Annotated in this window: 21 protein-coding genes, 1 rRNA gene and 1 pseudogene; 3 read left to right on the forward strand and 20 right to left on the reverse strand. The window is 64.2% G+C overall.

Going from position 1 to position 21,955, the window contains the following annotated elements:
• Positions 1 to 70 precede the first annotated feature (70 nt).
• Positions 71 to 186 (forward strand): 5S ribosomal RNA (gene rrf, locus GA645_RS13385).
• Positions 187 to 324: 138 nt separating this feature from the next.
• Here rrf and GA645_RS13390 read toward each other — a convergent pair.
• The 9 genes from GA645_RS13390 to GA645_RS13430 form a co-directional block, all read right to left on the reverse strand.
• Entirely contained in the window at positions 325 to 1,113 is a 789-nt protein-coding gene (locus GA645_RS13390; protein ID WP_178119539.1) for a glutathione S-transferase family protein, read from the reverse strand.
• A 52-nt stretch (positions 1,114 to 1,165) separates the two neighbouring features.
• Complete coding sequence (locus GA645_RS13395; RefSeq protein WP_152223499.1) at positions 1,166 to 2,521, reverse strand: ATP-binding protein; 1,356 nt, start codon at positions 2,519 to 2,521, stop codon at positions 1,166 to 1,168.
• Positions 2,497 to 3,162, reverse strand: coding sequence for a response regulator transcription factor (locus GA645_RS13400; RefSeq protein ID WP_152223501.1), 666 nt, complete (start codon positions 3,160 to 3,162; stop codon positions 2,497 to 2,499). Before GA645_RS13400 ends, GA645_RS13395 begins: the two co-directional genes overlap by 25 nt.
• Before the next feature lie 110 nt (positions 3,163 to 3,272).
• Positions 3,273 to 3,710, reverse strand: coding sequence for a hypothetical protein (locus GA645_RS13405; protein ID WP_152223503.1), 438 nt, complete (start codon positions 3,708 to 3,710; stop codon positions 3,273 to 3,275).
• A gap of 10 nt (positions 3,711 to 3,720) precedes the next feature.
• Positions 3,721 to 4,494, reverse strand: a complete 774-nt coding sequence (locus GA645_RS13410) for a hypothetical protein (RefSeq protein WP_152223505.1) — start codon at positions 4,492 to 4,494, stop codon at positions 3,721 to 3,723.
• 148 nt (positions 4,495 to 4,642) lie between these two features.
• Positions 4,643 to 5,722 (reverse strand): ABC transporter ATP-binding protein, encoded by a 1,080-nt coding sequence (locus GA645_RS13415; protein ID WP_152223507.1) that lies wholly within the window; start codon positions 5,720 to 5,722, stop codon positions 4,643 to 4,645.
• On the reverse strand, positions 5,719 to 7,248 hold the full coding sequence (locus GA645_RS13420; RefSeq protein WP_152223509.1) for an iron ABC transporter permease: 1,530 nt from the start codon (positions 7,246 to 7,248) through the stop codon (positions 5,719 to 5,721). Before GA645_RS13420 ends, GA645_RS13415 begins: the two co-directional genes overlap by 4 nt.
• A 90-nt stretch (positions 7,249 to 7,338) precedes the next feature.
• Positions 7,339 to 8,295 (reverse strand): iron ABC transporter substrate-binding protein, encoded by a 957-nt coding sequence (locus GA645_RS13425; protein ID WP_256676145.1) that lies wholly within the window; start codon positions 8,293 to 8,295, stop codon positions 7,339 to 7,341.
• Between the two features lie 293 nt (positions 8,296 to 8,588).
• On the reverse strand, positions 8,589 to 9,254 hold the full coding sequence (locus tag GA645_RS13430; protein ID WP_152223513.1) for a hypothetical protein: 666 nt from the start codon (positions 9,252 to 9,254) through the stop codon (positions 8,589 to 8,591).
• Positions 9,255 to 9,525: 271 nt separating this feature from the next.
• On the opposite strand from GA645_RS13430, the gene GA645_RS13435 reads away from it, so the two are divergent.
• Positions 9,526 to 11,454, forward strand: a complete 1,929-nt coding sequence (locus GA645_RS13435; RefSeq protein ID WP_152223514.1) for an LTA synthase family protein — start codon at positions 9,526 to 9,528, stop codon at positions 11,452 to 11,454.
• Between the two features lie 161 nt (positions 11,455 to 11,615).
• Here GA645_RS13435 and GA645_RS13440 read toward each other — a convergent pair whose 3' ends face one another.
• The 4 genes from GA645_RS13440 to GA645_RS13455 form a co-directional block, all read right to left on the reverse strand.
• The gene (locus GA645_RS13440) at positions 11,616 to 12,287 is read right to left on the reverse strand and encodes a DUF3313 domain-containing protein (RefSeq protein ID WP_152223516.1); all 672 of its coding nucleotides are present in this window, start codon (positions 12,285 to 12,287) and stop codon (positions 11,616 to 11,618) included.
• 228 nt (positions 12,288 to 12,515) lie between these two features.
• On the reverse strand, positions 12,516 to 12,740 hold the full coding sequence (locus GA645_RS28805; protein ID WP_178119540.1) for a hypothetical protein: 225 nt from the start codon (positions 12,738 to 12,740) through the stop codon (positions 12,516 to 12,518).
• A gap of 370 nt (positions 12,741 to 13,110) precedes the next feature.
• Entirely contained in the window at positions 13,111 to 14,139 is a 1,029-nt protein-coding gene (locus GA645_RS13450; protein ID WP_152223518.1) for an AraC family transcriptional regulator, read from the reverse strand.
• A 151-nt stretch (positions 14,140 to 14,290) separates the two neighbouring features.
• Positions 14,291 to 14,965 carry a DUF3313 domain-containing protein gene (locus GA645_RS13455; RefSeq protein WP_152223520.1) on the reverse strand — a complete coding sequence of 225 codons (675 nt, stop codon included), beginning with the start codon at positions 14,963 to 14,965 and terminating at the stop codon, positions 14,291 to 14,293.
• A 511-nt stretch (positions 14,966 to 15,476) separates the two neighbouring features.
• Here GA645_RS13455 and GA645_RS29185 point away from each other — a divergent pair.
• Positions 15,477 to 15,869: pseudogene (locus tag GA645_RS29185) on the forward strand (AAA family ATPase); the annotation flags it as partial.
• Positions 15,870 to 16,569: 700 nt separating this feature from the next.
• Here the strand turns inward: GA645_RS29185 and GA645_RS13465 are convergent.
• The 7 genes from GA645_RS13465 to GA645_RS13495 all read right to left on the reverse strand — a co-directional run bounded on the left by GA645_RS13465 (position 16,570) and on the right by GA645_RS13495 (position 21,858).
• The gene (locus tag GA645_RS13465; protein ID WP_306092912.1) at positions 16,570 to 16,707 is read right to left on the reverse strand and encodes a hypothetical protein; all 138 of its coding nucleotides are present in this window, start codon (positions 16,705 to 16,707) and stop codon (positions 16,570 to 16,572) included.
• Between the two features lie 17 nt (positions 16,708 to 16,724).
• The gene (gene aspT / locus GA645_RS13470; protein WP_152223524.1) at positions 16,725 to 18,413 is read right to left on the reverse strand and encodes an aspartate-alanine antiporter; all 1,689 of its coding nucleotides are present in this window, start codon (positions 18,411 to 18,413) and stop codon (positions 16,725 to 16,727) included.
• A 252-nt stretch (positions 18,414 to 18,665) separates the two neighbouring features.
• On the reverse strand, positions 18,666 to 19,067 hold the full coding sequence (locus tag GA645_RS13475) for an ester cyclase (RefSeq protein ID WP_152223526.1): 402 nt from the start codon (positions 19,065 to 19,067) through the stop codon (positions 18,666 to 18,668).
• A gap of 32 nt (positions 19,068 to 19,099) precedes the next feature.
• A complete protein-coding gene (locus GA645_RS13480) occupies positions 19,100 to 19,858 on the reverse strand; it encodes an SDR family oxidoreductase (protein ID WP_152223528.1) in 759 nt (252 codons plus the stop codon).
• Positions 19,859 to 20,000: 142 nt separating this feature from the next.
• Positions 20,001 to 20,897, reverse strand: a complete 897-nt coding sequence (locus GA645_RS13485; protein ID WP_152223529.1) for a LysR family transcriptional regulator — start codon at positions 20,895 to 20,897, stop codon at positions 20,001 to 20,003.
• 139 nt (positions 20,898 to 21,036) lie between these two features.
• A complete protein-coding gene (locus tag GA645_RS13490; protein WP_152223530.1) occupies positions 21,037 to 21,399 on the reverse strand; it encodes a nuclear transport factor 2 family protein in 363 nt (120 codons plus the stop codon).
• 39 nt (positions 21,400 to 21,438) lie between these two features.
• A complete protein-coding gene (locus GA645_RS13495) occupies positions 21,439 to 21,858 on the reverse strand; it encodes a nuclear transport factor 2 family protein (RefSeq protein ID WP_152223531.1) in 420 nt (139 codons plus the stop codon).
• Positions 21,859 to 21,955 lie beyond the last annotated feature (97 nt).

The raw sequence follows: 21,955 nt of genomic DNA on the forward strand, positions 1-21,955 counted from the left end.
CGCAAATTACCTGTCACATACCCGAATTCGGATGAGCGTGTGCGCAAGCCACGAGCGTCCTAAAGAATTGCTTGACGACCATAGAGCGTTGGAACCACCTGATCCCATCCCGAACTCAGCAGTGAAACGACGCATCGCCGATGGTAGTGTGGGGTTTCCCCATGTGAGAGTAGGTCATCGTCAAGCTCCTATCCCAAGACCCCTGGTCAGCATCGCTGGCCGGGGGTTTTGCTTTTGCGCGCGGGAAAGTTGCGCGTACTCACGGCGCTCACCGGAGTCCAATGTGCGCCATGCTACGGCAGCGATTGCGGGCATGGCCCGCTCCTACGGGGTGCAATGCCCGGGGAGCGTTTGGTTGCGTTCCTGCTGGTACAGGCGCAGGGCGAATCTTCCTGCGGGGGTGTCTCGCAGGCGTAGGACTTCGTTGCGCATCGTGGCGGGGACGTCATACAGGGCGGGGTAGGCGGCACGGTAGCCGGCAGGGAAGAGCACAGGCGCGGCGAGTGCGGCAAAGGTCAGGTCTGCTGCGGTGAAGCGATCGGCGACCAAGTACTGTCGCCCATCCTCCAGGCGATCACCCACTTCCTTGAATAGACTGCGCACCCGATCAAGGGAGCGAGCTGAGCTTTCTGGCGTGATTCTGAGCGCTTTGCGAATGACCTGTACGATCGCTGGCAGGATCAGTGGAAGCAGGGTCGCCTCCAGCGAAGGTACGCCTCGCGACATCGCTTGTCGGAGCAAAGTGCGCTCCGTCAGCAATTGCGCATAGGCCCAGCGCCGCGCGTGAATGCCAAGATCTTCGTCGAATCGGGTTTCAAGTGCTTCGACTTCCTGCCGTTGGCCGGTATCGAGCGGATACAGCAAGTCGCCACCGCAGGCACGGTCCGCATGCATCAGGATGTCGGTGGAGTCGGTGAAATACGCAGCCCCGTGAACCAGCACCGGCACACTACTGCCGCCATTGCGCTTTGTGGCCAGGCGATGCAGCAGCGGTATATGCGGTTGCTCCTGATAGGGCAGTGATAGCCTGTCGAGCGCCCAGCGCGCCTTTTCGCTGTAGTGGCTGTGCGGCATCGTGATCAGTACAGCAGGATGAACGCCATTCTTGCTCATTGGCATAACCCTCGCTTGTTGTCACGTCATACCAGGGCGCGGCTGGAGGCTGTCAGGCGACGTACGCCTTGAATTCGAGCGAGACACAGAGCCCGGTCCCGGCTTCACGATCGGTGAAGTCCAGTCGGACGGTTGCCCCGATACGGGTGGCAATTGTCTTTACGATCGACAGCCCCAGCCCTGACCCGATCTCCGGGTGACCGGGGACTCGGTAGAACGCATCGAACACGCGCTCGCGTTCGGATTCCGGAATGCCGGGGCCGGTGTCCCTGACCTGCAGTACGACCTTATCTCCCTGGTGGAGCACCAGAAGATCGACTTTCCCTCCGGCGGGCGTATATCGCACTGCGTTGTCGGCCAGGTTCTTTACCAGCGCCTGCAGGTCGAATTCGTTCGCGACGATCTGGCAATCCTCGCCGTCCACACCCAGGTCGATCTGCTTCTTGTCGGCCAGGGGCAGCAGGTCCTCCAGAACCGAACGGTAGATATCATGGATCGAGACGGGAGACGCTGCGCAAAGTGACGAGGACTGGGCACTGGCGAGCATCAACAACTGATCGATCAGGTTCCTGCCGCGATCGATTCCCTGGCGCAGTTTTGCCAGGCGTTCCCTGGCCTGCTCCGACATCTCCGTGGCCGCCAGCCGCTCCGCCTGCAGGGAGAGAGCGGTCAGCGGGGAGCGCAATTCATGGGCCGCATCGGCGACGAATCGGCGTTGCGACTCCATCGACTTCGATACCCGCCCCAGAAGTCGGTTGATCGCCAGCGCAAAGGAGCGAACTTCCGTCGGCAGATAATTCGCGTCGATAGGGGCCATGTCCTGCTCGTCCCGTCGATCGATCTGCTCCGCCAGCGTGGCGATGGGGCGGAACAGTTTGCGAATCAGGTCGGCCACCACCAGCAGCAGTACGGGTATGAGAATCACGAAGGGCAGCAGGCCGCGCCATGCGCTTTCCCGGGCATCCCGGTCGCGGCTTTCGGTCTCCTGGGTGATGGCGATGCGTTCGCCCGAGGCGGTGGTCCGGACCAGGACGCGAAACTGCTCATCGGCCACCTTCTGGGTCGAGAAGCCGTCAGGGAGAGCCGTGGGAAGTGGCAGCGGCAGGCTGTTATCGCTGGTTCTCGGGGCTTTCGCGCTATCAGCCAGGTATTGAACGACGACGCGGGTTTCTTCGTTGTCGCCAGCGATGACGGGCATATCGGTGGGATAGCTCAGGGTCATCTGCTGACGTTCGAACAGCGCCGCAACCTGCTTGAGGGTGTTGTCCTGCATCTCCAGCGCCTCGTCATAGGCGGAGACGAAGGCGAAGATACCGGCCAGCAGGGCAACGATCAGGATGGTCACTGACAGCGCGGCGGAGAGCCGGAACTGCACCGACTCGTTCAATCGCCTTTTGAGACCATCCATCCCATTCCCCTGACGTTCTTGATGACCTGGTTGCCCAGCTTTCGCCGCAAGGCATGGATCAGAAACTCGACCGCATTGCTCTCCACTTCATGCCCCCATCCGTAGATGCGGTCTTCCAGGTCGCTGCGCGACAGGATTGCACCAGGGCGTATCAGCAATGCCTGCAGCAGGCTGAACTCCCGATTGGAAAGCTGGACGTCCTGGGCCTCGGCACTGCTGGCCTGCTTCGACACCGGATCCAGCGACACCACACCGTTACTCAGCACGGGCGATCCGCTGCCCCCCTTGCGCCGCATCACCGCGCGCATGCGAGCGAGCAGTTCGGCCATTTCGAATGGTTTCAGCAGGTAGTCATCAGCCCCGCCATCCAGGCCTCTCAGGCGGTCGTCCAGGCTGTCCCGCGCGGTGATGATCAGCAGGGGCACGGGGTTGTCCTGCGCCCTGAGCGTTTCGAGGACACCAAGCCCGTCCCGTCCCGGCAACCCCAGGTCGAGCAGCACCTGGTCGTAGGCATGGGTACCGACGGCGGAAAGCGCAGTCAGCCCATCATTGACCCAATCCACGGCGTAGCCGGCGTCTTTCAAGGCGCCTTCAATGGCCTCGCCAATCATAGGGTCGTCTTCGACCAACAGAATTCGCATGTCCCTGCCTCGGAGAATCAGAACGGGCAATGCACGGCCGACCGGTCGAGTCGCCGTGCATTGCCCTAATCATCTGACGAGAGCCCCGCGTAGGGGAAGCCCTCCGAGGATTACGCCTGAGGCTTGCCCTGGAGTTGGTCGAAGGTTTTCACCAGATCATCCATCGCAGCCTTGCAGGTGGCCTGCTGCGGGCTGCTGTCGCGCAGGGCGTCGAGCGAGCGGTCGATGGCCTTGTCGAGGAGGTGCCAGTCACTGGCGGCGCGGGGCTTGATGCCGGCTTCGGCGTTGTCCCAGGCGAGCTCCAGGTCCTTGATGCGAGCCTTGGCATTCGCCAGCTCGTTCTTGTCCACCAGCGCCGATACATCGATGGCGATAGTACGGAACTCGGAAAGATCGCCAAGTTTCGTTGCGCTGTTGGCAGAAGCAGCGGCTTGTGCAGTGGCGCCAGCGGCGGGCTCGCTCTGCTTGGAGCAGCCGGCGGCGAGACCGAGGAGGGCGATGGCGCAAGCCAGCGCGATTTTACAGGTCACATTCTTGAAGTTGGGCATGATGGTTCCTTTACGAAGCATTCGATTGAGCGAGGGATTTGTTGGCGCCCAGCTGGGCAACCGTTACCAGGATGAGAATCACGCAGAGGAAGATGGCGCTGGTCCAGGTGGCGCCCATGCCCAGGCCTCCGTAGTTCTTGGCTTGGGTGAGAAGGTCACCGAGCGACGCACCGAACGGGCGGGTGAGGATGTAGGCGATCCAGAAGCCCAGCACCGGGCTGACCCCGAAGCGCCAGGCCGCGAAGGTCGCCGCGATCAGTCCGCCGAACAGGAAGGCGCCGACGGTGAAGCCCATGCTCAGCGCTTCGGTGGCAAGGTCGCCGGCGGCGGTGCCCAGGGCGAAGGTGCACAGCACAGTGGTCCAGTAGAAGAGTTCGCGGCGCGGGGTGACGATCTCGCGAATGGAAAGGTTCCGTTCGACGGCGTACCAGACGGCGAAGTTGACCGCGAGCAGGCCTGCGAACACCGCGGTACTGGTGTACAGGCTGACGTCCAGCACGTCGGTGAGGATGTCGGTCAGCTGGGTTCCGAGGATGCTCACCACGACGACCGTCAGCCAGTAGATCCAAGGGATGTAGGCGCGGCTACGCAATTGCCCGGTCAAGGCGGCGGCAAACAGGGCGGCCATGGCCACCGTGGTGATGCCAAGGCCCCAGCCCGCATCCACGGCCAGGAAGTCGGCAAAGGTCTCGCCCACGGTCGTGGACATGATCTTGATGACCCAGAAGGCGAGGGTCACCTCGGGGACTTTATTGAGCCAATTGGCTTTTGTACTGGAATTCATGTCGAGGCGTCTCTTTGGCTACGCATCAGTTGGCGTGAAAGAGAGCCTACGGGGTGAAACTTAGCTGAGACTGAGGGCTGGCCCAGCATCGCCCTTCAGAGGGGAAATAACCTCACCGCCGGCGCGGTGAGGTCATGCGCCAGGTGCTCTACCTGGCAGGGAACAGGTGGGCGCCGCCGCTGACTCCGATGTGCACGCGCATCCCGATGTCGGGGCAGTCCATCGCCGGCACCCGGACGTGAATCGACGGCGCGGCCGAGCTGTCGGGAGAGCCGGCGTGCGGCGCTTCGAGCTGAACCATGACCGAGCACTTGTCGCCGCCGAAGTCGCTGCTCAGCACGGTACCGAAGCAGCCGTCCGCAGCCTGGGTGAGCGTCTCGCCGTGCCGCAGGTGGAGCTGCTCGGGGCGCAGCAGTATCTGCGCCTGGCCGCTCGCCTTGGGGCTGTCGACCCTGACCTTTCCGAGCGGGCACTGTGCCCAGCCATTCTGGATGTCGGCGGGGAACACCAGGGCATCCCCCAGGAATGCCGCGGTCTCCTCGTCGACCGGCCGGAAGTACAGCGCCTTGGGCGCACCGGCCTGGACCAGGCGACCCTGACGAATGACCGCCAACTGATGGCCGAACGACAATGCCTCCTCCTGATCGTGGGTGACCAGGATCGCGGTGACGCCGGCATCGCCCAGCACCTGGGTGACGGCCTTGCGCATGGAGGCGCGCAGGCCGCTGTCCAGGGCCGAGAAGGGTTCGTCGAGGAGCATCAGCTTGGGGCTTTGCGCGAGTGCCCTGGCCAGCGCCACGCGCTGCTGCTGCCCGCCGGAGAGTTCATGGGGCCAGCGTTGCGCCATGTTCCGGTTCAGCGAGACCATATCCAGCAACTCATCGATCCGCTGCGCGCGGGTCTCCATGCTTTTCGGCAACCCGAAGCCGATGTTCTCGGCCACCGACAGGTGCGGGAACAGCGCGCCGTCCTGCGGCACGTAGCCAATGAGTCGGCGATGGGCCGGAATGAAGGTCGTGCTGTCCGCGAGCGTCGTGTCGCCGAGCGTGATGCTGCCCTGGTCGGGAACCTCGAAGCCCGCGATCAGACGCAGCAGGGTGGTCTTGCCCGAGCCGGAAGGGCCGACGATCGCCGCCCGACCGCCCGCCGGTACGGACAAACTAAAGTTCTCGATCGCTGCGTAAGCGCCGAAGAACCGAGAGACGGACTTTAGTTCGAGAGTGCTCATCGGCCTGCTACTCGCTTGGATTGATGGTAAAGGAGCCCCGTCAGCGGAAGGGACAGCAGGATCATCATCAGGGCGTACGGCGCCGCGGCGGCGTAGTCGATTTCGCTGGTCTTGGCCCAGAAGGCCGTGGCCAGGGTGGCGGTGCCGCTCGGCGACAGGAGCAGAGTCGCGGTGAGCTCATTGACGATCGCCAGAAACACCAGGGCGACACCTGCGGCGGCGCCGGGCGCAGCGAATCGGATGGTGACACCCCAGATGGCCTGCATCGGCGTGCGGCCGAGGCTGCGGGCGATGTTCTCCAGTTCGACGGGCGCCTGGGAGAGCCCCGCACGGAGGCTGACCAGCGCACGGGGCAGGAACATCAGCACGTAGGCCAGCAACACGGTGACGACAGTCTGATACAGCGGTTGGGCGAACTTGATCGTCAGGCTGACCAGGGCCAGTGCGACCACGATGCCCGGAAGTGCGCTGGCAACGTAGTTGCTGCCCTCCAGCATGCGCTGGAGCTTGCTCGGTGCGCGCACGGAGATCCAGGCGATCGGGACGGCGGCGATGGTGGTGAGCAGCGCGCCGGCGGCACCGAGCAGCATGGTCTGGCCCAGGCAGACAAGCAGTTCATTGGAGCGCCAGACCTCGATCCCGCCGGCTGCGAGCCATTTCCCCAGGGTGACCAGGGGAACGCCGAGCGACAGCGCGGTGAAGGCCGCGCCCAGCACCAGGGCGACGGCTGACCAGGTCTTGCTCAGGGGGTACTGACGAGGCGCTCGCGGGCTGCCGGCGCCAATGCGTGCATAACGGGCCGAGCCTCGGGTCGCAGACTCCAGGGTGAGCATCAGCAGGCAGGCCAGGGCCAGGACGCCGGCCAGCATGTTGGCGCCGGGGCCGCTGAAGGACGACTGGAACTGGTCGAAGATGGCCGTGGTGAAGGTGTCGAAGCGAATCAGTGCGAAGAGGCCGTATTCCGCCAGCAGATGCAGCCCCACCAGCAGCGAGCCACCCCAGATGGCCACCCGCAGTTGGGGCATCACCACTCGCCGGAACACCGTGAAGGGCCGTTCTCCCAGCGACTCGGCGACGTCTTCCAGGACCGGGTCCAGGCGTCTTAGTGCGGCAGCCGCCGGCAGGTAGATGAACGGGGAGTAGGCGATGATCGAGACCAGTACGGCGGGGAACAGCCCGTGCAGCGACGGCACCAGGCTGACCCACGCGTAACTGTGGACGAATGCAGGAATAGCCAGCGGCGCGACGACCAGCAATGACAGCAGCCGCCGGCCGGGAAGTCGGGTGCGCTCGGTCAGCCAGGCCATCGCCACGCCGTGGAGCACGCAAAGCGGAACGGTCAGCGCGATCAGCAGGAGCGTGTTGTATAGCAGCTCCGCAACCCGTGGCCTGAATACCAGCTTGGCGATGAGGGGAAAGCCGGCCTGAATGCCCGCGGCCGCAACGAAGGCCAGTGGCAGAATCGCAAACGCAGACACCAGAAGCGCGACGGCCAGCATCCACTGCTGGCCCGATCCATTGCGCATTAGACGCCGCGAGGGGGCTACCGGCGCGGATGCTTCCGCGCCGCCAGCGTCTCGGGCACGGGCCCGTGGCCCGAACTGTTGAGCGGTCACTTACAGCAGGCCTGCCTGGGTCATCAGCTCCACGACTTTCTGGCTGTCCAGCTTGGACACGTCGACGAGCGGGGCGTCCAGCTGATCCAGCGGGACGAGTTTCGGGTTCGACTGCACGCCTTCACCCACGGCATATTCGTACGATTTGCCGTCGCGCAGAACGGCTTGCCCCTGCTTGCTGGTGATCCATTGCAGGAAAGCCTGGGCTTCCTTGGGGTGTTTGCTGGAAGCCAGGACGCCGCCGCCGGAGAGGCTGGTAAAGGCACCCGGGTCCTTGTGCTTGAAGTAGTGGAGCGCGGCATTGTTGCTGTTCTCGCCGGTCTTGGCCTGATCGCCGACGAAGTAGTAGTGATAGATCACGCCACCGTCGATCTGGCCCGCGTTGACGGCCTTGAGCACGGCGTTGTTGCCGCGATAGACCTTGGCGCCAGCCTTCATCGCTTCGAGCCATTCGAGGGTCGCCGCCTCGCCTTTCTGTTCCAGCAGGGCGCCGACGATAGCCTGGAAGTCCGCACCGGCCGGGGACGCAGCCCAGTGGCCGATCCACTGCGGCTCGGCCAGGTCGAGGAGCGACTTGGGCAGATCGGCTTCCTTGACCATGCTCTTGTTGTAGACGAAGACGGTGGAGCGGGCGGCGATGCCTACCCAGTGGCCGTTGGCCGGTCGATACGGGGCGCCGACCTGGGACAGGGTGGTGGGGGCCACCGGGGCGAAAAGACCGGCATGATCGACGAGGACCATCGACGGGGAGTTTTCGGTCAGGAAGACGTCGGCCGGAGAGGCTTTTCCTTCCTGGACGATCTGGTTGCCCAGTTCGCTGTCGTCGCCGTTGCGCAGGGTGACCTTGATGCCGGTCTCTTTGGTGAAGCCCTCAACCCAGGCCTTGGTCAGCGATTCGTGCTGGGCGTTGTAGACAACGATGCCATCGGTGTCCGACGCGGCGAACGACGGGCCCATGCCCAGTAGTGCTGCAGCTCCAACCGCTCCCAAGATAACCCACGAGGCACCGCGTACTTTCATCAATCGCCACTCCGGAAAGGTTCTGTCAGACACGCTGCCCCGGCAAACCGAGGGGTAGCGCTGGTGAATCGCTGAGATGATCGCTCGAAAGCTGTTAAAAAATTGTCATTCTCATTTGATAGGCGAGCGTAACACTGAGCGGGGAGTGCTGGCCACCAAAGCTGGGAGCGGTGCGAGGATGGGCGGTTCGGGTGGCTGATTGCTTCGTGCTGCCGCCAGGGGGCGGTGCGCTACTTCCGGAGTACGTAAACTCGGATGCCATCCATGCCGGGCAGGAAGTTGTAGTGCTTGATCTGCGAAAAGCCGACCCGTTGGAACGCCTGTTCCAGGGCTTTCGCGCTGGTGGGGTTCGGGGTCACGGAATGGGAGGAGGGCGAAGCGCCACAGGGACAGGCCTGACCCGCTTCGTTCAGCGAGCGCTGGCGACCCACCCGGGCGAAGAGGATCACGGTGTCCCGGGTGACAGGGTGCAATTGATCCAGCAGGCGAATGGTGGCCGCATTGCAGTCTGTCGGCGGAACTTCGGAGATCAGGATGCAGTCGACCGACCCGGCACCCAGTTCGGAGTAGTCCATGGGCTCGGGCATGGTCTTGATGCGCTGCGTCATCGCGCTCGGCAGCTTCTGGTGTGCGGCGAGCAGGGAATCGGTGGCCGGGGAGGTGGCGACGATGATCCGGTTGCTGTGCTCCAGCAGCACGGGCCAGAAGGTGCCTGGCGACTGGGAGACTTCGAGCATGAGGATCGGCTCTTCCGCAACGCGCAGGGCCAGTCGAAGCAGGCGCTTCTTCCGCCATTCAGCAATACGGGTGCGCAGAAAGGCACTGAGCGTGTTGCTGGCAACGCCATCGTTCTCGCGATGTCCGGCAGAGGCAAATGGGCGTTGGGGTTCGTTCATGGACACAGGCTCGACAGTTACCGCCATTATCGAGTTGCGCGATCAAGGTCTCGTCAAGGACATGTGAAAAAGACGTGGTGGCTTTGGTCAGCCGGGTCAGGTCCATTGGCAAATGGTTCGTAAATCATTGAGAAGGCAGCGGAGATCAACAGGCTTTATTTGACGATTTCTTTTCCTTCTGTGGTGTAGAGTCGCGGCCGCCAGCCGGTTTCGGCACATTAAAGGCGCCGCAGGCCGTGAGAGGCGGCGCATGACGAAAAGGAAAGTACCCATGCAATTTTTCCGTTCAGCCCCGACGCGCTTCCTGGCGTTGGTCGCCTTGCTGTGGCTGATCGTGTTCTTCCTGACCCGAACGGTTCTTCTCGTGGGTCATTTGTCGGACCTGGGAGCGGGGCATGTAGCAGTTTTCGCCATCGGCGTCCTCTACGATCTGAGCTTCCTGATCTACGCCTTGCTGCCGCTCGGCGTCCTCCTGCTGATGACTCCTGCGCGGCTCTGGCGTGCGGCATCGTGGCGCTGGGTGCTCACCGCCGTGCTCTTTGTCAGCCTCTACCTGATGCTGTTCACGTCGGTGGCCGAGTGGCTGTTCTGGGATGAGTTCGGGGTCCGCTTCAACTTCATCGCCGTCGACTACCTGGTCTATTCCGATGAAGTCCTGCACAACATCCTCGAGTCCTATCCCATCGGCTCGCTGCTGAGCATCCTGGCGGCGGTCTCGCTGGGCGTCACCCTGGCGCTGTCCAAGGCATTGCGTGCCATCTGCGCATCCGAAGTCCCCGCTTTCCGTCGCCGCCTGCTGGGCTGCGCAGGTCTGGTGGCCATGGCGCTGCTCGCCGGGCTGCTGGTTGACCAGGATCATCCGCGCACCCAGGGCGGGAACACCTATGCTCGCGAGCTGGAGAGCAACGGCCCGTACCAGTTCTTCGCGGCGTTCCGCAACAACGAGCTGGACTACCCGCAGTTCTACGCCACGCTGCCGGCCGAGGACGTGGCGCGGCAGATGCGCGCCGAGTTGGCCGAGCCCAATGCCCGTTTCATCGGTAGCGACCCGATGGACATCCGCCGGACCATTTCCAACGAAGGGGCACCGAAAAAGCACAACATCGTCCTGGTGACGATCGAAAGCCTCAGTACCAAGTACCTGGGCAGTAACGGCGATGGGCGCAACCTCACGCCCAACCTCGACGAGCTGCGTCGCAACAGCCTCTACTTCAATAACTTCTACGCCACCGGCACCCGTACCGACCGTGGCCTGGAAGCCATCACGCTGTCGATTCCGCCGACCCCCGGCCGCTCGATCGTCAAGCGCATCGGCCGCGAGAGCGGTTTTGGCAGCCTGGGGCAGCAGCTGAAAGCCATCGGCTACGATGCGGTCTTCCTGTACGGCGGCCGTGGCTACTTCGACAACATGAACGCCTTCTTCGGCGGCAACGGCTATCGCATCGTCGACCAGTCGAGCGTCCAGGAAGCCGACATTCACTTCAAGAATGCCTGGGGCATGAGCGACGAGGACCTCTACGCGCAGGCCATCAAGCTCGCCGACGAGGACTACGCCCGCCAGCAGCCGTTCCTGCTGCAATTGATGACCACCTCCAACCACCGTCCCTATACCTACCCGCAAGGCCGGATCGACATTCCCTCCGGCAATGGTCGTGATGGTGCGGTCAAGTACACCGACTACGCGATCGGCAAGTTCCTCCAGGCCGTGAAGGATAAACCGTGGTTCGACAACACCATCTTCGTGTTCGTGGCCGACCACACTGCGGGTAGCGCGGGCAAGGAAGACCTGCCGGTGGAGAACTACCAGATCCCGCTGTTCATCTATGCGCCCAAGCTGCTGCCAGTGGGTGAGCGCGGCGAATTGGCGAGCCAGCTCGACCTGGCCCCGACCTTGCTGTCGATCCTCAATGTGAGCTACGCGTCGAGCTTCTACGGGCGCAACCTCATGGCGGAGAACGCGCTGCCGCCGCGTGTGGTGATCGGCAACTACCAGCACCTGGGGTTGTTCGACGGCAAGGACCTCGCAATCCTCAGCCCGCGCGCGGGCTTGCGTCGTCACAACCAGGCCCTTGGCGCGAGTGAGGAAGTGACGGCGAAATCCGATGACCCCCTGGTAAGCCGGGCGATCAGCTACTACCAGTCGGCCAGCTATGGGTTCACCCATCACCTGCTGGACTGGAAGCCGGCCCAGGCACAGTAAGCCCACGGATCGGGCAGGGCGCTGCGATCGACTCGCAGGTCCTGCCCGACTCGTTGACGCATCGAGCCGCGAGCCGGCGTTCCAGCCGGTTGATTTCCCTCGGTGCCTGACGCTCGGCGCGCCACGGTCAGCCGAGGGCGGCGCTGCAGCGCCCCCTGGCGTTAGCGTCCTTTCAGAGCCTCGAAGGACTTCACCATGTCTTGCGCCCAGCCATCGAGCGCGGCGCGGGCGTCCCTGGCCTGCATGACCTGCCCGGAATTCTCCAGCTCCGCACCGGTCCCCTTGCGCACCACCTCGGCCACGACCTGGCCATTGCCGCCGTCGAAGAAGACAGCCTCGGTAGCGAGGCTGGTCTCCTGATTGCGGATACCGGTGGCAGTGCTGATGCCCGCCGCGATCAGCGCGATCGGAATCACTTCGTAGGGCTGCAGTCCCTTGGTCGACGCGCTGACGGCGGTGATCGCCGGACGCACCACCAGTACGCCCGGACCTCGGCCACTGGCCAGCGGCAAAACCTTGGAAAACTGCGTCTGCAGCGCCTGGTCGTAATACTGGGTGATGCCCTGCAGGGTGCTTGCCGGAATTTTCTCGGTGGGTCTGGGCCGTGGATAGAGCTGGCTGGGCTCGATGTAGACGCTTCTGAAGCGGTTCACGTTCACGTCCGGAAGAATCCAGCGCAGGACAGGCGCCCCGGAGGGCGATTCGTGTTCCTCCAGGCCGCTGTAGTCCTTGAGGAAGCCCGAATACTGCTCGGGCTCGACATACTTGCTGGCGCAACCCGCAAGGGTCAGAACCGTCAGGCAGAGCGGCAACACCAAGGGTTTCCAGTTCATCACGCAGCTCCTTGTGGCCAGTTCTGAAATTCAGCTGAGGCACAGGTTGAGTCGACGGCTCGGACCCGGACAGCATCAGGTGACTCGTCGATCCTGTGCAGGATAGCGCTCTGGTAGTGACCTGACAGCGCGGTGCCTGGCCTGTTCGTCATCCCCCGTCTGGGGGCAGGTCAGGTGCGCATGCAGAAGGGACGGCGAACCGGAAGAGATTTCACCGTCCCCTGGCGGCTAGTGCTCGCGGACCAGCTGCAATTCGTGGCTGGCGATGGATTGATACAGTGCTTCCAGTGCCTGCGCGTCCTCATGCATGTGCTGAACGACATCCGCAATGCGGGCGGCGAGGGCGGGGGGAGGCATGTAGCGGCGCTGCAGCTCCAGCTGCAGCTCGGCCGCGATGTCGTTGTTGAAGGATGCGCTGCGGATCGTGCAGGGCGGGTCGATTAGCGGTCTCATGGCGTGCTCCTTCGTCCCCTAGAACAGCTTCAGGAAGTTGATGTAGAAGCGCGGGGCCTTTCGCGAAAGCGGCGAGCCCGTCCAGGCCGTTCCTGACGACGCCGGTCACGCTATGGCCGGCGTTGCGCAGGGCGGTCTCGACGCCCAGGGAGCTCAGCGGCTGCTGATCGATGAGGAGTACGTTGGCCATGCTGTATCTGCGGCTCCGGGAAGATTGGTCTTGATGATAGCTGCAGTTACAGTCGGGCCAGTGATGTACGGCAGGGCCAACCCGCTCATCTGCCGGGCATTTCAGGCGACCCGTGCGAGTCCGCGGCGGGCTGCTTTCTCCATGGCGTCAGAGATGGTTGAGAGTGTCGCCGCGCGCCGCTCAGTCGACCGTCGACTCAGCCGCTCGGAAGGGGCCTCTGCCGCGCAGGCGCCGATGCTCCAGCGGTGGGATGCCGAACCAGCGCAGGTGGGCGCGGCAGAAGGACGCCGTACGGTTGTAACCCAGCTCGCGGGCGATCTGGCCGACGGTCAGGCTGGTACGGCACAGCAGTTGCTCGGCCTGTTGGCGGCGCATCTGCTCGACATGCCCTTCGAAATCGACGCCATCGCTGGCCAGCCGCCGTTGCAGGGTTCGCGGGTTCAGGCCGAGGTTGCGGGCGACCTGCTGGAGATTGCAACGGGACTTGGGCAGCAGCATCTGGATATGGCGCTCCATCTGGCTGCGCAGGTCCTCATCCTGATTGCTCTGGGCCTCCAGGTAGAAGCGCACGATGGAATGCAACACGGCGTCGTGCTGGATGCACGGGCGTTGCAACGACGCCGGCGAAAGCGCCAAGGCATTGTGGTCCTGGCCGAACAGGACCGGGCAGCCGAAATAGCGCCGATAGATCGCGACATCGCCTTGCGGTTGATGGCGGAACAGCACCGAGCGCGGGCGGAACGCGGCGCCCATCAGCTCGGAGATCAGCAGTTTGCCCTGCAGGACCGACTTCTCGACGATCTGCGGGATCTCGTCGGTACAGGGCAGGGCGTTGTCGAAATACAGCATCGCGCTGCCGGGGCGGCGTTCCAGGCGATAGTGAATCGACGGGCTGTACAGGTGCATGTAGCGCAACACCGCGACCAAGCCATCGCCCACGGTGGGTGCCGAGCGAGCCAGGTGCTGCAGGGGGCCGAGCAGTGAAGTGCCCTGACGCGCCGCCAGCTCGAGTCCGAGCTCCGGCATGTTGATGGCGTGAGCGCTGCCTTCGAAGATCTGCACCAGGCTCTTGTAGGAGAAGGCTTTCTCGAAATCACCGACGACGTCGAGGCTGACACGCTGTGGCGCCAGGCAGCCGCGAAGCGATACGCCCTGCTCGGAGAGCAGTTCGCCAAATTGGAGGAAGGCGGTGCCGCGGATACTGTCCATGTAATCACACTGATTCGAGTTGCGGGCTAGCGGGGCGCTGCAAGCCCTGGTTCCTGCCAGGGCCTCGGGTCTGGTGTGGGGGGAAGTATTGCGGGCTGGGACGAAAGTGCAAGCAAGGCCCGGACGCGCGGTAGTATCCGGGCCTGTCGGCTTACTTCTTGTTCTTCAGCGTCTGGAAGGACTTGAGCATGTCGGAGGCCCAGCCATCGAGCACGGCGCGCGCGTCCTTGGCCTTCATGACTTGTTCGTCGTTCTCCAGTTCAGTGCCGGCGCCCTTGCGCACGACTTCCGCAACCACCTTGCCGCTGCCGCCGTCGAGGAAGGCGGCTTCGGTGGCGATGCTGGTTTCCTGGTCGCGAATACCGGTGGCGGTGCTGATGCCGGCCGCGATCAGGGCGATCGGGATGACTTCATAGGGTTGCAGGCCCTTGGTCGAGGCGGTGACCGCAGTGATCGCCGGACGCACGACCAGTACGCCCGGGCCGGGGCCCTTGGCCAGCGGCAGGGCCTTGGAGAACTGGGTCTTCAGGGCCTGGTCGTAGTACTGGGTGATACCGGTCAGCGTGCTCGCCGGAATCTTCTCGGTGGGTTTGGGCTGCGGATAGAGCTGGCTGGGCTCGATGTAGACGCTGGAGAAGCGCTTCACATCCACGTTCGGGTCGATCCAGCGCATGACCGCCGCGCCAGACGGGGATTTTTCTTCCTTGAGGACGCTGTAGTTCTTCAGGAACCCGGAATATTGCTCAGGCTCCACGTACTTGCTCGCGCAACCAGACAACGCGAGAGACGCGCCGCACAGCGTGGCCAGCAGAAACTTCGACTTCATCGTAATGCTCCTTAAACGGTCTTAGGGTCAAGCAACGGGAGTGATATCAAATTGCTTGTCATGAAAAAATTGCGGCTGGTCTCAGAATCGCCACGTCGCACTGTCGCCCAATGCAGGCGGCGCGCAGTTCTCGTAGGTCCCCAATAGCGTAATGCCGGTGCGGTGCCCGGATTACGCCAGATCCGGATTGCCCAGCCACATGAGAGTGTAGGCGGCATGCACAGCCAGTCCATTGTTCAGAGCGCAAAAGATGAGGGTGAAATGGCGGCGCCCCGATTGATATCCCAGTCCTCTGACGCCGTTATGACATCCAGACGAGATTTCGAGCCTGTCTACCCGCCATGGGGGGAGGCAGCCGAGCGGCTTTTTACGCCAATTGATCTATTCATTTGACGACAACCTGCCGGGGATACTGCGGGTGTTGTGGGCCGGTTTGGGGGTCTATGCTGGCTCGTGCCGCGCTACGACGATCCGTGGATCGACTCGATAAATCAGCACAAGGAAGATTGCGGTGGACACACGCGAGCTCATTGCCAATCTGGAAACCAGCATCGGATCGCAGGTGCTGGGTCAGCAGCAAAGCATCCGCCATATCCTCTTGGGCCTGTTGGCCAACGGCCACGTACTGCTGGAGAGCCTGCCAGGGCTGGCGAAAACCCGCACCGTGAAGGCGCTGTCCACGTACCTGGATGCGCACATGAGCCGCATCCAGTTCACGCCAGACCTGCTGCCCTCCGACATCACCGGCGGGGAGATCCTCCAGCAGACCGAAACCGGCAACCAGCTCAGGTTCCAGCCCGGTCCGCTGTTCGGCAACGTCATCCTCGCCGACGAGATCAACCGCGCGCCGGCCAAGGTGCAGGCGGCACTGCTGGAAGCCATGGAAGAGCGGCAGATCACCCTGGAGCTGCCGCCACCCTCGGCGGCCGGCGTGGTCAATCTCTACTCGCGGGACTTTTACCAGCTGGCTGCCCGCCGCCTGCAGGAAAATGGCGTGGTTGCCCAGTGGCTGCCGCTGCCGATGCAGAACGACGAAGACAGCCGCTCGCTGGTGCGCAGCTTCATCGATGTATTCCCCTACGCTTCGCTGTGGACCACCGAGTTCCACGAGATGCTGCTGGTCGGTTCGCTGCAACCGCTGCAGTTGGATGTCCCACGCATCCGCCAGCGCTTCGAGCAGCCCGAGATCGCGGCAGCCCTGAGCGCCGTGGGCATCGACTCGGCGCAGGCCCTGCTGGCCACCTGGATCACCGACCGAGAGGGGCTTGTGCGCTACGCTGGCGACGCTTCGCCAGTGACGGACGACCAGCCACGCATCGAGTACGCCCCCTGGGTGCGCTCGCGGGAAATCACCCGCGTGCTGCCGACCCTGCTGGCACTGCGCACGCCACCACCGCTGGAGGGCGCTGAAGCATCATTTCGTGGCGCGGTCGATGACCAGTGGCAGAGCCTGCGTCGCTTCTACGGCCTGAGCCTGCACGCCTACCGCGGCGAGCGGGATGCCTGGGCACGGGACGTGCGGCAGATCGCCCGGGAGGAGGGCGGTAATCCGTATTACCGGTGGTTCCTCGGCGGGCAGTGAAGGGAGCGGCTCCACAAGGCGCTCAGTGCGCGCTGTCAGCCTGTCCGACCGATGCCGGTGGAGCGCCCACGAGCTGATCAACCCAGGGATTGAACAGTTCATAACCGACGGCCAGCACCACTGAGCCAGAGAACGGGCCGATGACGCCGTTGCTGATCATCCCGACCAGCGCTCCGCTCAGGTCGTTGTCAGCGCGACGATGATCGGCCCGCAGACCGCCAGCAGCACGTTGGAGATCGCGTAGCACACGGTGAAGCCAACCACCGGGGTGTTGCTGCCGGACTGCTCGATGATCCGGTTCATCGAGGCCGCTTCGGTCTGCGCACCGGCAAGGGCACCGAACAGGATCATCGGGTGCAGGCGCAGCACGTAGCGCCCGAAATACAGTGTCACCAAGGGCGGAATCAGGGTCACCACCGCGCCAGCGACCAGCAGCGCCAGGCCCTGGTCGCGGATGGCAGAGAGCGCCGCAGGGCCTGCCAGCAGTCCGACCACGGCGCCGAACGCGGTCAGGCCGAATTCGGAAAAGGCCCACTGCGCGGCAGGGGGTAGGGTGCCCCGTTCGGGGTGGCGCGAGTTGTACCAGCCGATCAGCAGGCCGGCGAGCAGCACGCCACCGCCGATGCCCAACTCCACCGGAATCATGCCAATGTGGGTGGACAGCAGCCCCAGCAGGGACCCCAGCACCATGCCCAGGGCGTGGATGGCAATGTCGCTCTTGTAGCTGCTCTCGCGGATGCGCCCCAGCTGAATGGCCAGGGCTTCGACACTGGCGGTGCGGCCGGTGAGGCTGATGACATCGCCGCGCCGCAGTATCGTCTCGGGCAACTGCGGCAGCTCCAAGCCCTGGCGGGTGATGGTGGTAATGAAGCAGCCCATGCGCTGGGCGCCGACCAGATCCGCATGCATCTGGTGGATGCTGCGGCCGGCCAGATGGCGGGAAGTCAGGACGATGTCCGCGCTGCGGGTCGGAAAGGACAGGCTTTCGGCGTGATCGACCTCCGGCCCGACCCAACTGCTCAGCTCGCCCACCGCCTCGCGCAGGGCGTAGATGCCGAGGACGTCGCCGGCCTCCAGGTGCAGCCCCGGATCACGCTCGATGACGCGTTCGCCGCGCACCACGCGCTCCACGCTCAGTGCAGGATGCAGCGCCTCGAATGCGGCGATGCTCAGGCCGATGGGCCCTGGCGTTTCCAGGCGATGGGCGCGCACCACGATGCGGGTGTAAGGGATGCTGATGGCGGTCTCGTTGCGCTCGATGCCCAGCTCGCGCTCCAGTTCACGTGCCGAGGTGCGCAGGTCGACGCCCAGCAGCCAGGGCGCAATGCTGCCGACGAAGACCACCAGACCGATGGTGCCGAACAGGTAGGTGATGGCGTAGGCCACCGCCATGTGGCTGTTGAGCTGGGATTTGGCGGCTTCATCGATACCCAGTTGGGCGATGGCGCTGCTGGCGGTGCCCATGATCGCGGTATCGGTCAGCGCGCCAGCGCCCAGGCCGGCGGTGAAGCCGGCGTCGAAGTCGTAGAGCGCGTACATCGCCAGGATGCTGGCAAGGGCGGTAGCGCACAGCACCACGGAGAGCAGCACCAGCTTGAGGGTGCCACGGTTGAGGCTGCCGAAGAATTCCGGCCCGCTCTTGAAGCCGACCGCGTAGATGAACAGGGCGAAGAACACCGCCTTCAGCCCGTGGGGCACCTCCAGGCCGAGTTGCCCGATCAACAGTCCCATCAGCAGCGCGCCGGCTACCGAGCCGAGGTGAAACCCGGCGAAGTGCAGGCGCCCCAGCAGCACCCCCAGGGCGATGGCGAGGAACACTGCGATCTCGGGGTTGGCGCGTAATGCGCTGAGCGTGAATTCGAACATGGAACCTCGCCTTGGCGGTTTTCCGGCAACGCCACTGACGATTCCGGCCCCTCGGAGTATGGCTGCACTGACAGCCCGGGGCGGCGCTGTCGCGAAATGAATACAGCCACTTCGTCGCCACCAACCTCAAGGTCCGCCTAGGATCGGCCGCCCGGCGTTGCCGCCGCTCCGGGACCTTGCGGTCCTGGAGTTTCCTTGCTCCCCGGCATCGTACTGGCGGCGATCGATGCTCGAGGTTCGGGCTGGCGCGCGTCAGTCCGGGAAGCGCTCGCCGAACATGGGATGCCCGCCGGCGGAGCCCTGGCGTGTCGCTTCGTCCTGGATCACGTCCCAGTGCTCGACCATCACGCCGTTTTCCAGGCGCAGGATGTCGACCACCACCCAGTTGGCGGACAGGCCGAGACCGGAGAAACGCCCGTGGAGCATGACGTAATCGCCTTCGGCCACGGCCCGCTGATTCTCGTAGCGCAGGGTTTCCGGGCCGCTGGCGACAAGGCCGAACAGGCCTTCGCGGCCCGCCGGCACATGGGCGCTGTGCTGGATGTAGACGGGTGACCAGTAGCGCTCGGCGGCGGCCAGGTCCTTGCGGTTGAACAGGGTCTGGAAGGCTTCGAGAACGAGGGCCTTGTTCTGAGTGGGGGTGAATGCAGGCATTACGCTCCTCCTGTTGGGCGATGCACGGGCTGTCAACCCAGCGCCGGGCCGGCCGCGACCATGTCGTTGAACTGGTTGACCCAGGCGTGCTCGTTCGGACCGGGGTTGGCGCGCATGGCCTCGGCGGGGCTGACCAGGATTTCGTCCAGGCCCTGCTCGAACTGCTTCATCGCCTCGCTGATGAACTGCTCCAGCGGAATGGCGCGCTCTTCCTCGGTGCTGTTGAGCAGCTCGGTGCGCACCCACGGCGGTGCCAGTTCGACCAGTTGCACGCCGTGCTCGCGCAGCAGGTAGCGTTGCGACAGGGTGTAGGAGTGCACCGCGGCCTTGGTCGCCGAATAGACCGCCGTCGCCGCCATGGGCACGAAGCCGAGCACGGAGGAGACATTGACGATCACCGCGTCCTTTTGTGCCTTCAGGTGCTCGATCAGCGCCGAGGTCATGCGCACCGGGCCGAGCAGGTTGGTGGTGACGGTCGACAGGGCGATCTCATCGTCCACCGGGCCTTCGGCGTGATCCAGCAGCATGATGCCGGCGTTGTTGATCAACACGTTGAGGTCCGGATAGTCACGCAGCAGCTGGGCCGAGGCGGCCTGGATGCTGGCGGGATCGCTGATGTCGAGCTCGATCGCGGCCATGCCGGGATTGGCCTCGAGCGTTTCCCGCAAGCGCGCCTGGCGCCGGCCGGAGATGATCACCTGGTTGCCGAGACGGTGGAAGGCTTCGGCCAGGCCGCGGCCGATGCCGGAGCCGCCACCGGTGATGAAGATAGTGTTGCCGGTCATGCGCATGATGCTGGTCCTCGTGGAGTCGGGTTAAGAGCCCCGCTGGCAGGTCGTGCGGGATCTGGACTCACGATGACAGTGGCGCTTGAGGCCCGGTAGCCGTGGCGCGGCGCTAACACCTATGCCACGGATGCATGAATGCGCCGGCTCACTGGCCAGGCGCTTCGCCCACCAGGCTGGCGACCAGATGCTCGATCAGGGCGCGGCCGGCGCTGCGGGTGCGTGGCCCGTGGGGAAAGTAGGCGTGCACGGGGACCAGTTCGGTCTCCCAGTCGTTGAGCAGCGTGACCAGCTCTCCGCTTTCCAGTTCACGGCGGCAGGCCCAGGCGGTGGTCGAGGTGATGCCCAGGCCGGCGGTCGCCGCTGCCACGGCGCCTTCGTTCTCGTCGGTCGAGAAGTGCGGCTCGAGCTTGATCACCCGGGTTTCACCGTCGCGCTGGAAGGTCCAGGCGTGGGGCACGGCGCTGGCCGGGCCGCCGATGATCCGGTGTCCCTGCAGGTCCTCCGGTATCCGTGGCTCGCCCGCTGCGCGCAGGTAGGCCGGCGAGGCAAGGATCACCCGGCGGATGGTCATGATCTGCCGGCTGGTGGCGCTGGAGTCGAGCAGGCGGCCGAGGCGAATCGCGACGTCGACGTTCTCGCGGACCAGGTCCTGCCAGTGATCGGCGAGCAGGATCTGGATGTGCAGGTCAGGATGCTGCGCCGCGAACGAGGTGAGGCGCGGAATGACTTCGCGGACGCCGACACTGGTCGACATGCTGATGCGCACCACACCGCGCAGCTTGCCACCCTCGCGAACACTCTGCTCAGCCTCTTCCAGCGCCGCCAGGATAGGCTCCATGCGCGCCAGGAATTCCGCCCCGGCGGCAGTGGGCACCACCGCGCGGGTCGAGCGCGCCAGGAGCAGGGTGCCCAGGTCGCTTTCCAGTTCGGCGATCATGCGCGAGACCTGGGGCTGCGACAGGCCGTTCTCCCGCGCCGCGGCGGAAAAGCTGCCAAGGCGCGCCACGCGGGTGAACAGCCTGTAGGTGATGAGGTCCTTCATGGGGTCGAGCCTCTGCTGGGGCCGTTGCATACCCTGTCCAGCGCTGCCCGCTGATAGCGGTACGGCCCACTGGATCAGTCAATCACGGGATGCGAAAACTGCCATGCCGGCGGTGACCAAACCTGTACCCGCAGAGTCTTCAGGCGAGCTTGTCGAAGAACAGATAAACCGCGGCGATGCGGCCTTCCCGGGCAATGATGAAGTCCGTCCCGGCATAGGCCGGTGCCATCCCCGGACGCCCCGAGACCCATTGCACCCGCCCGCTGTCACCCAGTTCCTCAGGCTCGGCGGTCGGCTGATAGCGAAAGTCCGGGTGAGTGGCGCGGATGATGCCCGCGATGCGGTCGATCTCGTCGCGGCCGCGGTGGACGCCCTGGGGTTCATGGAACACGCAATCCTCGGTGAACAGCTCGTCGATGGCCGCACGACGGCGCGCGGGGTCGTTCTCACCGAAGACGTCATGAAGGTTGCGCAGCAGCAGGGTGGGAATGCTGAAGGACATGGGAAATCTCCTCTGGGGACTCGAAGTGGCGGGCCCGGCCTACTGTTGTGCGGAGGCTATCGGTTCGCCGAGCGCATGCGCCGCGCGAATGGGGTCGAAGTACTCGCGCAGGAAGGCAATTCTGCCATTCTCGATTCGGCAGAACAGAACGTAGTCCTGGCGATAGATTCGGCCCGTCTGCTTGATCAAACCCTCTGCCTTGACCTCGGCCACCGCCATGCGGGGATCGGCGAAGGCATGGATTCGCAGGTCGTAGAAGCGGAAGTTTTCGACAGCTTGAATGAACCAGCGAACATGGCCGAGCACCTGGTCGCGGCCGGTGAGCCGTTCGGGATGACCCAATCCCGGTGCGTAGGGAAGCTCCCACAACAGATCATCGGCAATCAGCGTTTTCCACTTCTCGTGATCGTCGACGAATGTTTCGAAATGCAGGTGCAGCAGGTTGGTGGCGATACTCATCACGGTTCCCCTGGAGTGGTCGGTGGCTGCGGCGACGCTGCCGTGGCGAGGAGAACTCTGGCATAGGGGGAGTTGATGCAATAGCCGAATAAAATCG

This window comes from Pseudomonas sp. SCB32 (genome assembly GCF_009189165.1).
In the GTDB taxonomy this organism is placed as follows: domain Bacteria; phylum Pseudomonadota; class Gammaproteobacteria; order Pseudomonadales; family Pseudomonadaceae; genus Pseudomonas.